Source organism: Fusobacterium varium (genome assembly GCA_021531615.1).
GTDB classification, from domain to species: Bacteria; Fusobacteriota; Fusobacteriia; order Fusobacteriales; family Fusobacteriaceae; genus Fusobacterium_A; species Fusobacterium_A varium_C.
This window is the reverse complement of the sequence record JADYUE010000003.1, coordinates 48,181-63,016: the sequence shown is the minus strand read 5'-3', so window position 1 is coordinate 63,016 and position 14,836 is coordinate 48,181. Positions and strand designations below refer to the sequence as shown.

Below are 14,836 nucleotides of genomic sequence, written 5' to 3'. Positions count from 1 at the left end.
CTCCATTTTTAACTTTAAAGATATTTCTTTGAAAGAAAGATTATCCAATATATTTTCTATGAGATATCTTCACATTATTTTGATTAACCATAGCATATTGCAAAGTAGTATCTATCTTTTGATGTCCTAAAAGTTGTTGAACTTGCTCTATAGGCATACCTTTATCAATAGCTTTAGTAGCTAAAGTTCTTCTAAATTTGTGTGGGTGTACCTTTGTAATATTCAATCTTTTCCCTAGCTGTCTCAACATTATCTCCACACCACTTATTTGCAATCTTCTATGAGGTTTTAAAAGGGATACAAAAAGAGCCGATTCATTATCCTCTCTACTTCTAAGATAATTTAATAGATGTATCTTAGTTCTTGCATCAAAATATACCCTTCTCTCCTTATCTCCCTTTCCAAAAACTACACACTCTCTCCCTTCAAAGTCAATATCTTCTCTATTTAATTTTACTAATTCTCCAACTCTCATTCCAGTTGATGAGAGCATATCAATAATAGCTAAATCCCTTAAAGATTTACAACTATCCCTCATTATCTCCATAGCTTCATCACTATATGTCTCTTTGACAACTGTACCTGTTTTTACCTTATGAATTCTTCTAACTGGACTTTTTAAAATATAATCTTCCTCTTCTAACCATGAGAAGAAACTTGATAGTATTCTTCTAATATTATCAATAGTTACCTTTCCAATTTTCCCCTCTTTTTGATAGTTATCTAAATACTCTCTCAAATCGTTAGTTGTTATATGTTTTATTGATTTATTCAATTTTTTCAACATATTTTTTATAGTTGCATTGTAATATACTAAAGATTTTTTTGAGCAACCTTCTACATGCTTAGCTGATAAAAAACTACTTAATAGCTCCTCATTTCTCTCTATTTTATCCTCTTCTACCCCATCTTTTCTTGTAATCTCAAGATTATAAAGATAATGAACAAGGACACTATTTAATTTTTCTAACTGTCCATTAGTTAAAATTGATGCCATATCCTGTTTAATTTCTAAAATCAGTGTATCTACCATATTAACCCTCCATATATTTAATTAGTTACACTGATTCTAGCATCTTATTTTTTATAATTCAACTTTAAATATTCTTAAATCCTGTGCTTTTAGAAAATTTAGAGGTAAAAATTTTGATTTTAAAGGGGGCTATCCAAAATATTTTTCCATAAGACTATCAAAAAGCTTTTGTGTTTCTTCTATTGATTTTTGTATTTCAAATTTTGATTTTTCTATTAATTTTACTCTTTCAGCAAATTGATTTTGTAATTCTATTGGTGGCAACTTTACTTTTATTTTTTTTAAAGAAAAAATTTTCAATTCTGAAAATGTTGTCCCTGATGCTATTTTTTTGTAGTTCATCAAAAATTCATTTCTTAAAAAATATTGTAAAAATTTACCCTTTACTTTATCGCTTTCTTTAATCCATAAAACTCTTCCATCTTTAAAATAAAATGGTTTTTCTGTATTTACATACCATATTTTCCCATCATTACATATTGAAGGTAATAATAAATCCCCTATTTTAGGTTTTCCTGTTTCTGCTATTAAATTTTCATAATGTTCTTTTGTAATAAATAATTTTGGTTCAATTTTTTTCCCTTCACTTAATAGTCCTATTTCTGTTCCCCTGTAGAAATCAATTCCTTCCATAACTATTTGATCTAAAAAAACTCTTTTACTTGAACAAATTTCTACTATTTCTTCTAAAGAAAAATTTTCCCAATTTTTTTTATCATAATTTTCTTTAAACATTTTTATAAATAGACATTTACTTAAAAGCTCATATTCTTGTAATTTTTGTTTCTTTTTTTCTATAATATTAGATATATTTTCTAATATTTTTGCAATTTTCTTTTGTTTTTCAAAACTATACAACTTTATTTTTTCTTTTTTATAATCTTTAAAATAAATATGAGGTATTGTTGATCCTGAGTAATATTTTTTTAAATTCATTTTTATGAGATTAAAGTATAAATATTTTATATCTATATTTTCATTCGGAAAAATATACTGCATAGTTCCTAAAATAGAAGAATTTTTAGGTAAAAGCATTACTCTCCCTATTCCTGCTCCATCTTTTACTATTCCAATATACTCTTTATCTTGATTATAAAAATCTATGTATTTTATTAAGCCACTAGCTCCATATACTGGATAGGCACCATTATTTTTATCTAATTCTTTCAGTGTTAAATTTGATGTTGTTGTAGTGCATACATCTTCTAATCTCACTATTTTCATTAAGCGACACCTCTAAAAAGTTCAAATTTTGATTTTTCTATTTTTAATATCCTATTTACAAAATCAACTTGCTCCTTGATTTCTATTATTGGAATTTCTATTTTCTCTATATCCTTTTTTGTTATAGCTTTAAAAGTACTTCCTACTCCTTTTCTCTCAATTTCTTTTTCAAGATTTTTTAAAGCAAAAAATAAATATAACATTTCAATTTTTTTAGGTATAATAGCAGCTAATCCTCTTCCTATACAACATCTTACTTTACTTATATTTACTGTTCCTACAGGTGCTCTTACAGACATTAAGATACTATTTTCTTCTGCTATTTTTAAAGGGCAACTACAATAATATTTTATTTCTTTTATATAATTTTCTCCAAATTCTGTTTTTCCTTGAAAAAATGGTAACCCTTCTTTTAAGGTATTATAATATTTTGAATCAGGAGATTGTCCCATAGTTATATCTGCAACTTCATTCAATAGTAGCTTTCGAGCTCTTTTTGTGGCAAAGCTAAATAGACATTTATTTAATTCTGATATCCTTCTCTCTTTCTCAATTAATAAAGAATTTATTAAAAAAGCTTTATCTAAAATTTCTACTATTTTCTTCTGTATTTCTATATTTGGTAATTGAATTTCTGTATTTTTTAAATAGTCTTGTAATTTTAAATTAATTATACCTGTTGTTTTATTTTGATACTTTAATACTATTCTTTTTTTATAACAATCTTTTAAAAAATAAAATATATATTTGGGTTCTATTCCCTCTTTTACTCTTAAAATTGAAGTAAAATTATTACATAAAAAGTTTTTTTCTGACTCAATATCAAAATATACTACTCTTCCTACTGGTTGATTAGGACTTCCTCCTGATTTTTCTATAATGATATCTCCTCTTTTTAAATGTTTTTCATCTATTTTTTCCCTTGATATCTTTCTTTTAACTAATTCTCTATTTTCTACATCAAGAGTTCCATCATTTAAAAAATTAGTAGTTCTAATTATATAGGCCGTATTCTCATTATCTTCTAAATTTTCTTCTCCCCATTCTCCAGAAAGAACTATTTCAAAAACATCTATTAATTTTATTTTTTTTAATTCTTCACTATATATCTTCATTTAACATCACTTTTAATTCTTCCATATTTTTAGCTATTGATTTTGATAGCTCCTCTATACGAGCAATAATAACTTCTGGTGGATCATACTCAACTTTCTCATATACAATCTCTTTATATTTATTAATTGAAAGATCATAATCATTATTTACAATCTCCTCTTTAGGAACAAAGAAAGATTTTTCAGTTCTCTTTCTATCTATCTCTCTTTCTAAATTCCCAAATCTCTCAATAATATCTGGAATATCATTCTCTTCTACTGGGTTTCTCTTATCATCTAATGAGTAACCATCGGCTGTCATATCATAGAACCATACTTTATCAGTTCCTCCATTACCTGTTTTTGTAAAAATAAGTATCCCTGTTGAAACCCCTGCATAAGGTTTAAACACTCCACTTGGCATTGAGATAACTGCTTCTAATTGGTTGTTTTCAATTAACTCTTTTCTTAAATTTTTATGTGCATTTGATGAACCAAATAGTACCCCGTCAGGAACAATTACTGCTCCACGCCCTCCTATTTTTAACATTCTTAAAAATAGAGCTATAAAAAGAAGTTCTGTTTTCTTAGTTTTTACCACACGTGTAAGAGTATTTGATAGTAGCTCAGCATCTACACTTCCTTTAAATGGTGGATTGGCTAGAACTAGAGAATATTTATCCTCTTCAGTATACTCTGTTGATAGAGAGTCAATTCTTGTTAATTTAGGTGATGTTATATCATGTAGCATTAAATTCATTGCAGAGATTCCAAGCATTGTAGCATCTGTATCATTTCCATGTATCATATTATTTGTAAAATGCTCATAGATTTTATCATCTGTTGCTAACTCCTCTTTGTAATTTCTCTTAATATACTCTATTGAGCTTACTAGAAACCCCGATGTCCCACATGCAGGATCAATTATTATATCATCTGTTGTTGGTTTCATAAGCTCAACCATCATATTTATTATATGTTTAGGAGTTCTAAACTGTCCATTTGTTCCTGATGTTGAAAGTTTAGAAAGAAGATACTCATATAGATCCCCCTTTGTATCTTTATCCTCTGTCATTTGAGGCATATTAAATATCTCCTCTATTGTGTCCATAGTATTTTGTAAAACTGCTGGTGTTGGCACTTTAAAAATAGCATTTTTCATATATTGTGAAAAAATACTCTCTTTATTATCATCTAGTTCCTTTATAAATTCAAAAGCCTCTGTTCTCACCTTTTCAAATAACTCTTTTGGTGATCCCAACTGAATAAGTCTACTCCATCTAATATCTTGATGTTCCTCATCAAAAACATATTTAATATCCATATTTCCAAAAAGAACACTTAATTCTCTCTCTTCTCTCTCTTTTTTTATCTCCTCTTGGTCCAATCTTTTCATAAAGATAAGATATGTTAATTGCTCAATTACATCAACAGGGTTTGTTAAACCTCCTGTCCAAAAGTATTCCCACATCTTATCTACTTTATTTTTAATCTCTCCAGTTATCATCTTTCTCACCTTTTCTATTTTTTATCTAATTATATCATCTTTTTTAATAAATTTTAATATCTTCTATCTATCCTTTCTATACACTCTTGGAGTCACACCAAATACCTTTTGAAAGGATTTTGAAAAGTAGCTAGGACTATTAAAGCCACACTGTATACAAATCTCTGTAACAGGCAATTCTGTCGTTGTAAGAAGATTAGCTGCCACAGTTACCCTATACTTTTTTAAATACTCTATTGGTGAGATTCCTATTGTTCTAGCAAAACATCTCAATGTCTCCCTTTCTCCTATAAATACTGACTCTCCTATCTCCTTCAAAGTAAGTTCATTAGAGTAATTTTTTTGAATAAAATCTAACATCCCTTTTATCCTCTGGCTATCTAAGTTTTTATATGTCTTTGTTTCTATTAATTTCTCTTTATTCTCAACTATTATCTCCAATAAAACTAAACTTAAAATATTTCTTATAATTACTTCACTTCCAAACCTCTTCTCCTCATATTGAAAAAAAGCTTTTACCAACTGTTCACTTAAATCTTTTGAAAATTTAAAAAGAGACAATGTTTTATTTTGTACTAAAGGTTCTATGTATTTTCTCTCTATAATACTTCCCTTATCTCCTCCTACAAAACTTTTATCAAAAACATATGATACAAGTAGGCACTTTTCATCTCCTATTTTTTTAAAGTAATGTAGCTCCTCTGAGTTTATAAATACTCCATCTCCCTTTTGTAAAACAATACTTTTCTTTTCTGTTTCTAAAGCTACTCTTCCTTCATATAATACAACTATCTCTATCTCCTTATGCCAGTGCCATGCTATCTCACTTGCTGTATATACGTCTATATCTGAGAAATATAAAGCACAAGGAAACTCATAATCTCCGTGCTGTACTAACTCCTCATTATTTTCATTTGTTTTTATCTCACAATTTTGCATTTTTCATTCTCCATGTCGTTTTTATTATATTTTTTTGTCTCAATTCTTGTTGAATATTATACAATTTTTTTATATACTTTAAACATAAATTTTTCATCGTCGTTATTAAAAAAGTCTGACTATTTAGCCAGACTTTTTTATTTTATTCTATTTTTTAATCCTAATTATTTTTTCTTAGCATATTTAATAGAGTCAAATGCAACTGCTGCAACTATTATAATACCTTTAATGATATATTGCCAGTAAGGGCTTACTCCTACATAAGTTAATCCATAGTTGATAACTTGTAGAATGATAACTCCTGTAATGATACCAGAGATTTTTCCAACTCCTCCATAGAATGAAACTCCTCCAATTACACAAGCTGCAATTGCGTCCATTTCATACATGTTTCCTAGGTTGTTAGTTGCTGAACCGATACGTCCTGCTTCTAGTAATCCTCCAAATGCATAGTAGATTCCTGATAGAGCATAAATTCCAACTAATGTTCTTGTAACGTTTACCCCCGATACTTTAGCTGCTTCTGGGTTTCCTCCAACAGCAAATACGTTTTTACCAAATTTTGTTTTATTCCATAATACCCACATAATTACTGTTGCTATTGCAGCATATATAATTAAATATGATATTGAGAAACTTCCTGAACCAATAGTTCCTTGAGCAAAGTTACTATATGCTTCACTAAATCCAGAGATAGGTGATGCTTTACCAACTGAGTCATAATATAGTGAGTTCATTCCATAAACGATTGTCATCATACCTAAAGTAGCAATAAATGGGTGAACATTTAGTTTTGCAACTATTAATCCATTGATAGATCCAATGATCATTCCAACTACTGTTACAACTAAAATAGCAACTATTACTGGTAATTCTCCAATATCTAGAACTTTATTAACATTTGTACTAGCTTGAAGAAGTGTTGCTGAAATAACTGCTGCAAGTCCAACTTGTCTTCCTGCTGAAAGGTCTGTACCTTGAGTAACAATAAGTCCTGCAACTCCAAGAGCTATAATTGCTCTAACTGATGATTGTGTAATAATGTTTTTAAAGTTTCTTATACTTAAGAATGAAGGTTCTTTTGCAACAATTAATACCAACATTAAAAATAGTACAAGATACAATCCACTTTGAATTAGTAATTTTTTAAAATCTATACTTCCATCTTTTTTACGAATATTCATTTTTTACTCTCCCTTTTCCTATAGATATTTAGCTGATAAAGTCATAATCTCTTCTTGAGTTGTCTCTGATGTTTTTACTATTCCAGCAACTCTACCATTACTCATAACAAGTATTCTATCTGTAACACCTAAAAGCTCAGGCATTTCAGAAGAGATCATTATAATTCCCTTATCTTTTTTAGCTAGTTCTATCATTAATTGATAAATTTCATATTTTGCTAAAACGTCTATTCCTCTTGTAGGCTCATCTAGCATAAGTACATCTGGCTCAGTTAGAAGCCATCTTCCTATAATAACTTTTTGTTGGTTTCCTCCAGAAAGTGATCCTATACTTGTGCTTTGTGATGGTGTTTTTACTCTCATACTATCAATTACCCATTGAGTATCTTCAGCCATCTTCTTATTATCTAGTAGTTTAAAATTATTTTTATAACTATCTAGATTTGAAATTGCAGAGTTAAACAGTATATCTAGCATACTGTAAATTCCAGTAGCTCTACGTTCCTCTGTTACAAGAGCAAATCCATTTTCTATAGCTTCATTAGGAGTTTTATTTTTAACCTCTTTTCCATTAAGAGTAATTTTTCCTTCAGCTTTTTCTCTTATACCAAATATTGTTTCAACTATATCAGTTCTTTTAGCTCCAACAAGTCCTGCTATTCCTAAGATCTCACCTTTGTGTAGTTCAAAGCTAACATCTTGAATAGATGGTTGTTGTACTGCTGTAAGTCCTTCTACTTTTAAAATACACTCTTTTACTTGGTTATCTTTAGGTGGGAAACGATCTGTCAGATCTCTTCCTACCATCATATTGATAATTTGTTCAGTTGTTAAATTAGCAACTGATTCTGTAGCTATCCATTTTCCATCTCTAAGAATAGTGATATCATCTGATATAGCTTTTATCTCTTCCATCTTATGTGAAATATATACAATTCCACAACCTTTATCTCTCAATTTATTTATAATTTTAAACAGATGTGCAACCTCTTTTTCAGTAAGTGAAGAAGTAGGTTCGTCCATCACGATTATTTTCGAATTATATGATACTGCCTTTGCAATCTCTATCATTTGTCTTTCAGAAACTGCTAAGTCAGCTACTTTTGCACGAGGATCTACATCTATTTCTAGATCTTCAAATATCTTTTTAGTATCCTCATACATTTTTTTTTCATCTATAAAGAAACCTTTTTTAGGATATCTTCCCAACCATATATTATCTAACACATTTCTTTGTAAAACTTGGTTAAGTTCTTGGTGAACCATTGAAACACCATTATCAAGTGCTTCCTTTGCAGAGTGGAAGTTTATTTCTTTCCCATCGAATAATATATTTCCACCATCTTTTTCATAAATTCCAAACAAACATTTCATTAAAGTAGATTTTCCAGCTCCATTTTCACCCATTAATGCATGAACAGAATGTGGTCTTACTTTTAAGTTAGCCCCATCCAACGCTTTTACCCCCGGAAACTCTTTAGAAATATTGTTCATCTCAAGAATATATTCTAAATTTTTCATCGTGTCTCCTTTTGTTACTCTGTCGTTCTTTATTTAAAGGGGAGATGTTACAAAACAATCTCCCCTCTAATTTAATGTTTTATAATTTCATCTTATTTGAATTGTGCTACATTTTCTTTGTCAATTCCGATACTAGGAATTAAGATTTCTTTTCCATCAAGTTTCCATTCAGTTCCTTCAGTAGGAGCTTTTCCTCCTGCTAAGTTTACAACCATATCCCAAGTTGCTTTTCCTTGTCCATTAGCATCGTTAAGAACTGTTCCAGCCATTTCTCCAGCTTCAATTTTTACAAGAGCTTCTGGTAATGCGTCAACTCCAAATACTGGAAGGTTTTTACCCATAGCTTTCATTGATTCGATAGCTCCTAGAGCCATTCCATCATTGTTACAAATTACAACTTCAATTTTATCTCCGTTAGGTCCTGATAACCATGCATCCATTTTATCTTTTGCCATTGCAGTATCCCACATAGCAGCGTCTAGATGAAGTTCTTCAGTTTCAATTCCTTTATCGTTAAGAGTTTTTACTGAGTAGATAGTTCTTGCTTCAGCATCTGGATGTCCAGGTTCTCCTTTAATCATAACATATTGAATTTTTCCATCTTTATTTAAGTCTAATTCAGGGTTAGCTTTCCAAGCTTTCATAATAAGTTCCCCTTGAGCTATTCCTTGAGCGTTAGGGTCGATTCCTACATAGTAAGCTTTATCATAAGCATCTAAAACTTCTTTTGCAGGTTTTTTATTGTAGAATACAACTGGAACATTTTCAGCTTTAATTTTTTCCATAACTGTTTGTCCTGCTGCTGGGTCAACTAAGTTAATAGCTAATGCATCTGTTCCTTTAGAAAGCATTACATCTATTTGGTCATTTTGAGTTTGTTGAGCATTTTGAGAGTCAACCATTGATAACTCAACTTTATCTTTTACTTTGTCAGCTTCTGCTAATACAACTTTTCTGTATAGAGCGATAAAGTTGTCATCATATTTATAAGCTGTAAATCCTATGTTTAATTTTTTTTCAGCTTTTGGTGCTTCTGCTGCTTTTTCTGCTGGAGCAGCTTCTTTTTTATCTCCACAACCAGTTAGTCCTGCTGCTAATAATAATGCTCCTAGTATTAAACTTGTTTTCTTCATACCAAAATACCTCCTGAGATTTTATATAGTGTGTACTGTTTAAAATTAGAACTTTATAATTTGTTTACGAAGTTAAAATTTTATTTTTATACTATCACTATAAATATAATCTTTTATCTCAACTTTGTCAATACCGTTATTTTGTTTTTATGAAAACTTTTTAAACTAAAGATATTTAGTTTTTAATTTTTACCATTTTTTTCTTGATTTTCTCTTTTCTTTTCAATTAATTAGTTAAATAATCCAACTGCTCCTTTAATCCCAGCTTCATTTCCTAATACACCTTGAACTATTTTCAATTCTTCTAAAGTTACTGGTAGAGCATACTTACTTAATTTTTCTCTCAATGGATTCAATAGAATATCTCCAGCTAAAGCTACTCCACCACCTAAAACTACAACCTCAGGATTTATTATATTTAAAATATTAGCTATTCCTAAAGCTAAATACTCTGCTTCATAATCTACTAAATCTAATGAAAAAGCATCTCCCTCTCTAGCTGCATCAAAAATATCTTTAGCTTCTAGTTTCATCAAATCTCCATCTATCATCTTATAAAGAAGATTTTGTTTATTTACTGTCAATCTTGAAACAGCTTCTCTTATTAATCCAGTAGCAGAAACATATGCTTCAAAACATCCTCTTTGTCCACATCCACATAGTTTTCCATCTTTTACTATTTTCATGTGTCCTACTTCTCCACCTGCACCTTTAGCCCCAGAAACTAATTTACCATCTATATAGATTCCTCCACCTATTCCTGTTCCTAGTGCCACTGTTACACTACTTTTACTTCCTTTAGCTGCTCCATATTTAGCTTCTCCTAAAGCTATAATATTGGCATCATTATCAAGTTTTGTTTCAATTCCTGTAAGTTTTTCCAGTTTCTCTTTTATATTGATATTTCTTTCCCAAGGGAAATTAGCAAAAAATGCTACTATACTTTGTTCTAACACTGGTCCAGGTATTCCAAGCCCAATTCCCTTAATATTTTTTATATTTATATCAAGTTCTTGAGCTAACTCCTGTATTGTTTTCCAAATTCTCTCTAAAGTATTATCTACTCCCTCTGCTGATAAAGTCTTTATTATTCTACTTTTTAAAATATCCCCCTCTCTATTTAAAATTCCTATTTTAGTATTTGTTCCTCCTAGATCTACTCCAGCATAATAATTCATTTTGTATCCCTCCATAATTTTTATTGAACTGTATAATTAATTATACTACAATTTTAAAAAAATCAGTATTATTGAATTTTTTTTTTAGATATGGTACTATGTTAGATATATTTATATTTTAGGAGGCTTTCTATGAAAAGAAGTTTATCTGGTATTCAGCCCAGTGGTATTCTACATCTAGGAAACTACTTTGGTGCTATTAGCCAGTTTGTTAAAAATCAAAACAGTGGGAATTATGAAGGATTTTATTTCATAGCTGACTATCATTCTTTAACTTCTCTAACTGATCCAAAAGCTTTAAAAGAAAATTCATATAATATTGTTTTAGATTATCTTGCACTAGGTTTAGATCCTCAAAAATCTACAATATTCTTACAATCAGATATCCCTGAACATGTTGAATTATCTTGGCTTCTTTCAAATGTAACTCCAGTAGGATTACTTGAAAGAGGACATTCATATAAGGATAAAATTGCTAAAGGATTCTCACCAAATGCTGGACTTATGACTTATCCTATTCTTATGGCATCTGATATTCTAATCTATGATACAGATGTTGTTCCAGTAGGAAAAGATCAAAAACAACATCTTGAGATGACTAGAGATATTGCAATGAAGTTTAACCAACAATATAGAGTTGATCTATTTAAACTTCCAGAACCACTAATTCTTGATTCAGTAGCTGTTATTCCTGGAACTGACGGACAAAAAATGAGTAAATCTTATGGTAATACTATCAATATGTTTGCTTCTAAAAAAGAGCTTAAAAAACAGGTTATGAGTATTGTTACAGATTCTACTCCACTAGAAGAGCCTAAAAATCCAGATAACAATATAGCTAAAATCTATGCACTTTTTGCTTCTATTGAGAAACAAAATGAACTAAAGGAAAAATTCCTAGCTGGAAACTTCGGTTATGGACATGCTAAGACTGAGCTTCTTAATGCTATCTTAGAATACTTTGGAGAAGCTAGAGAAAAAAGAGAAAAACTTGTAGAGAACAGAGCTTATGTTGAAGAAGTACTTCATGAAGGAGCTAAAAAAGCTAGAGCTATTGCTAGAGAAAAGGTAATGAGAGCTAAAGAGGCTGTTGGACTTATTGGTAATGCTTATAGATAAAAAAATAACCCCAGATAACTTTCCTGCTATCTGGGGATTTTTCTATCCTCTTACTATATCAAATATCCTATCTTTCATCTCATCTCTCTCTTCATTAGAATAGTTTCCACCTTTAAAATATCTATCTAAGTATGGATCTAGAATTTTATTACAGAACATCAAAGCATCTTCAGTTTCTTCAAATTCAGCTAATTCATTCATATCTATATGAACTCTATCTGTTACAAGATCTCTTCTTAACATTTTAAATATCTCTTCTAAATCTTCTTTTCTAGCTTTTTCAACTTTTTTTATCTCAACTTTTTTATTTTTTATATTTTCTAATTCCTTTAATAATTGAGGTTTTTCTATTTTTTTATCTCTATAATCCTCAACTATTCTAAGAACTTCTTTTACTTTTAAAACCTCTAATTTTAGCTCTTCCACTTCAATTTTATTTTCTTTTAAAATATTTTCATTTAACTCATCTAAATTTTTTAGATTTGAAACTAGATAAGCTAAATCTTCCCCTGTTGATTTTTCAATCTCTTTAAAAGTGATTAAAAGAGTTTTCTGATTTAATACTAATATGTTTTTCATTAAAGATTTCATAAAAAACCACCCCTAGTTATTATTGTATTAACCCTAATTCAATAATATCACATATCCTAATAAAAAAACAAATTGTATTTTTATTTCTATTAATATGAAAAAAGAGGGATTTATAATTCCCTCTCTCAAACTATTTAAATTGTTTCAATATCTCTCTATATTGTTTTGTCATTAATTTTATCATACCTTTTTTTACAAATTGGTACCATTTGAATTCCATTCCTTCCATTCCTCTTATTGAATCAATAAGCATTCTTTTTAGGAATTCATACTCTTCAAAGCTTAACATAAGCTCTGTTTGATCTTTAGAATCTGCTAATTCTTTTACATAGCTAAAGAAATCAGAAACATTTTGCCCTTGAGCTCCTAATGGACTTGTTGCAAATTGTTTTTTAACCTCTTCCATAAATTTAGCTAAAAACTTTTTACTATTTTTATCTAAAGTTACTTTATATTTTCTTTTTCCTTTTCCTATTCTTTGAAGATTGTTCATCATACCCATCATAGCAGACATGTTGTTCATCTCCATAGGATTCATCATATTTGGATTTACTCTTTGTGGTTTCATTAATTTTTTTCCTCCCCGTTAATTTTTCCAATCACTTTTTCTATCTCTTCAACTGATATGGCACCTAGCCTCAATATTTTTGGCTCATCACTCATATCTATTATAGTAGAGGCACTTCCAATTGGACACTCTCCACCATCAACTATTATATCTACCCGACTTTTAAACTCTTCAGAAAGTTCTAAATAACTTTTAGGAGTAGCCTCTCCTGAAATGTTGGCACTTGTTGTTGGTAACATTCCTCCAGCTCTTGATATTATATTTAGAGCAATTTCATGTTCTGGCATTCTAACTCCAACTGTTGCCCCTCCTGAAACCATTATATCAGGTACATTATCTTTTCTTTTTAAAATTATTGTAAGTCCACCTGGCCAAAATCTTTTTATTAACTTTTCTATTTTTTCTCTATTTTTTTCATTTATATAAGCTATTTTCTCTATTTTCTCCACATCACTTACCAATACTATCAATGGAGATTTAAAATTTCTCTCTTTAGCTTTATATATATTTTCTATAGTTTCTTCTGATTCTATAATGCCCCCTACACCATACACTGTATCTGTAGGATAGATTATTAATTTTCCTGCTCTCAAATATCTTTCAATCTCTTCATAATTAATATTTAAAGCATTATATTCTTTTTTATCCATGATTAGCACCTTATCTGATAAAATTTATTTTTTAAAATATTAATAATTTTATCATATATATAAATAAAAAGCTAGTAAAACTACTAGCTTTTTAATAAAATTATTTTATTCTCTCAATTATTTGTTTGTTCTTTTTCCTTCAACTTTTTCAAATAATTCAGAAACTGATTGGTTGTTAACAATTCTGCTAATTGCTTCAGAGAAGATTTCATCTACTGAAAGAACTGTTATTTTATCAAGTTTCTTTCTTTCTGGTAAAGCTATAGAGTCAGTAACTATAATTTCTTTTAAAGGTGAAGCTGCTAATCTTTCAATAGCTGGATCAGAGAATACAGCGTGTGTACAACAAGCATAAGCTTCTTTAGCTCCTCTTTCTATAATTGCAGAAGCTCCATTTGTTATTGTTCCTGCAGTATCGATCATGTCATCTATAAATATAGCTGTTTTTCCTTGAACTTCCCCGATTAGGTTCATTACTTCTGACATATTTGGTTTTGGTCTTCTTTTGTCGATGATAGCTATTTTACAATCTAGCCATTCAGCAAGTTTTCTTGCTCTTTTTACTCCTCCGATATCTGGAGAAACAACAACTACATCATCTCCATAAAGTCCTTTTTTCATAAAGTATTTTACCATTAATGGTAGTGCTTGCATGTGATCAACTGGGATATCAAAGAATCCTTGAATTTGGTCAGCATGTAAGTCCATAGTAACTATTCTGCTTGCTCCTGCTGTTGTTAATAAGTTTGCTACTAATTTAGAAGTAATTGGTTCTCTGGGACTTGATTTTCTATCTTGTCTAGCATAACCATAGTAAGGGATAATTACATTGATACTTTTTGCAGATGCTCTTTTTAATGCATCGATAAATACAAGTAATTCCATTAAGTTTTCGTTTACTGGTTCAGATGTAGGTTGAACAACAAATACATCTCTTCCTCTTACTGTTTCGTCAATTTTAACGAATACTTCTCCATCTTTAAATCTAACTACTTCAGCCTCTCCTAGTGGTAGTCCATAGCAATCTGCTATTCTCTTAGCTAATTCTACGTTTGATGTTCCAGCAAAAATCTTAACATTTTCAGATTTTAACAT

General features: G+C 29.7%; 14 protein-coding genes. 1 reads left to right on the top strand and 13 read right to left on the bottom strand.

Annotated features, from left to right (window positions below; genetic code table 11):
* Positions 1-40 precede the first annotated feature (40 nt).
* From I6E31_02900 to I6E31_02860, 9 genes are all read right to left on the bottom strand, one after another.
* Positions 41-1,033 (bottom strand): tyrosine-type recombinase/integrase, encoded by a 993-nt coding sequence (locus I6E31_02900; protein MCF2638918.1) that lies wholly within the window; start codon positions 1,031-1,033, stop codon positions 41-43.
* Positions 1,034-1,162: 129 nt separating this feature from the next.
* Positions 1,163-2,257: a restriction endonuclease subunit S gene (locus I6E31_02895; GenBank protein MCF2638917.1), complete on the bottom strand. Its 1,095-nt coding sequence runs from the start codon at positions 2,255-2,257 to the stop codon at positions 1,163-1,165.
* Positions 2,257-3,372: a restriction endonuclease subunit S gene (locus I6E31_02890; protein ID MCF2638916.1), complete on the bottom strand. Its 1,116-nt coding sequence runs from the start codon at positions 3,370-3,372 to the stop codon at positions 2,257-2,259. The genes I6E31_02895 and I6E31_02890 overlap by 1 nt, the downstream gene beginning before the upstream one ends.
* Complete coding sequence (locus tag I6E31_02885; protein ID MCF2638915.1) at positions 3,359-4,858, bottom strand: SAM-dependent DNA methyltransferase; 1,500 nt, start codon at positions 4,856-4,858, stop codon at positions 3,359-3,361. The genes I6E31_02890 and I6E31_02885 overlap by 14 nt, the downstream gene beginning before the upstream one ends.
* Before the next feature lie 63 nt (positions 4,859-4,921).
* Positions 4,922-5,797, bottom strand: a complete 876-nt coding sequence (locus tag I6E31_02880) for a helix-turn-helix domain-containing protein (protein ID MCF2638914.1) — start codon at positions 5,795-5,797, stop codon at positions 4,922-4,924.
* Between the two features lie 164 nt (positions 5,798-5,961).
* Positions 5,962-6,981, bottom strand: coding sequence for a galactose/methyl galactoside ABC transporter permease MglC (gene mglC / locus I6E31_02875; GenBank protein MCF2638913.1), 1,020 nt, complete (start codon positions 6,979-6,981; stop codon positions 5,962-5,964).
* A gap of 18 nt (positions 6,982-6,999) precedes the next feature.
* Complete coding sequence (gene mglA / locus I6E31_02870; GenBank protein ID MCF2638912.1) at positions 7,000-8,502, bottom strand: galactose/methyl galactoside ABC transporter ATP-binding protein MglA; 1,503 nt, start codon at positions 8,500-8,502, stop codon at positions 7,000-7,002.
* A gap of 92 nt (positions 8,503-8,594) precedes the next feature.
* Complete coding sequence (gene mglB, locus I6E31_02865; protein ID MCF2638911.1) at positions 8,595-9,635, bottom strand: galactose/glucose ABC transporter substrate-binding protein MglB; 1,041 nt, start codon at positions 9,633-9,635, stop codon at positions 8,595-8,597.
* Between the two features lie 230 nt (positions 9,636-9,865).
* A complete protein-coding gene (locus I6E31_02860; protein MCF2638910.1) occupies positions 9,866-10,813 on the bottom strand; it encodes an ROK family protein in 948 nt (315 codons plus the stop codon).
* Between the two features lie 132 nt (positions 10,814-10,945).
* Between I6E31_02860 and trpS the strand changes: the two genes are divergently transcribed.
* A complete protein-coding gene (gene trpS / locus I6E31_02855) occupies positions 10,946-11,932 on the top strand; it encodes a tryptophan--tRNA ligase (GenBank protein MCF2638909.1) in 987 nt (328 codons plus the stop codon).
* 42 nt (positions 11,933-11,974) lie between these two features.
* Here the strand turns inward: trpS and I6E31_02850 are convergent, their stop codons facing one another.
* From I6E31_02850 to I6E31_02835, 4 genes are all read right to left on the bottom strand, one after another.
* The gene (locus I6E31_02850) at positions 11,975-12,523 is read right to left on the bottom strand and encodes a hypothetical protein (GenBank protein ID MCF2638908.1); all 549 of its coding nucleotides are present in this window, start codon (positions 12,521-12,523) and stop codon (positions 11,975-11,977) included.
* A 130-nt stretch (positions 12,524-12,653) separates the two neighbouring features.
* A complete protein-coding gene (locus I6E31_02845) occupies positions 12,654-13,091 on the bottom strand; it encodes a hypothetical protein (GenBank protein MCF2638907.1) in 438 nt (145 codons plus the stop codon).
* Positions 13,091-13,741, bottom strand: coding sequence for a threonylcarbamoyl-AMP synthase (locus tag I6E31_02840; protein ID MCF2638906.1), 651 nt, complete (start codon positions 13,739-13,741; stop codon positions 13,091-13,093). The genes I6E31_02845 and I6E31_02840 overlap by 1 nt, the downstream gene beginning before the upstream one ends.
* A gap of 117 nt (positions 13,742-13,858) precedes the next feature.
* Positions 13,859-14,836, bottom strand: a complete 978-nt coding sequence (locus tag I6E31_02835; protein ID MCF2638905.1) for a ribose-phosphate pyrophosphokinase — start codon at positions 14,834-14,836, stop codon at positions 13,859-13,861.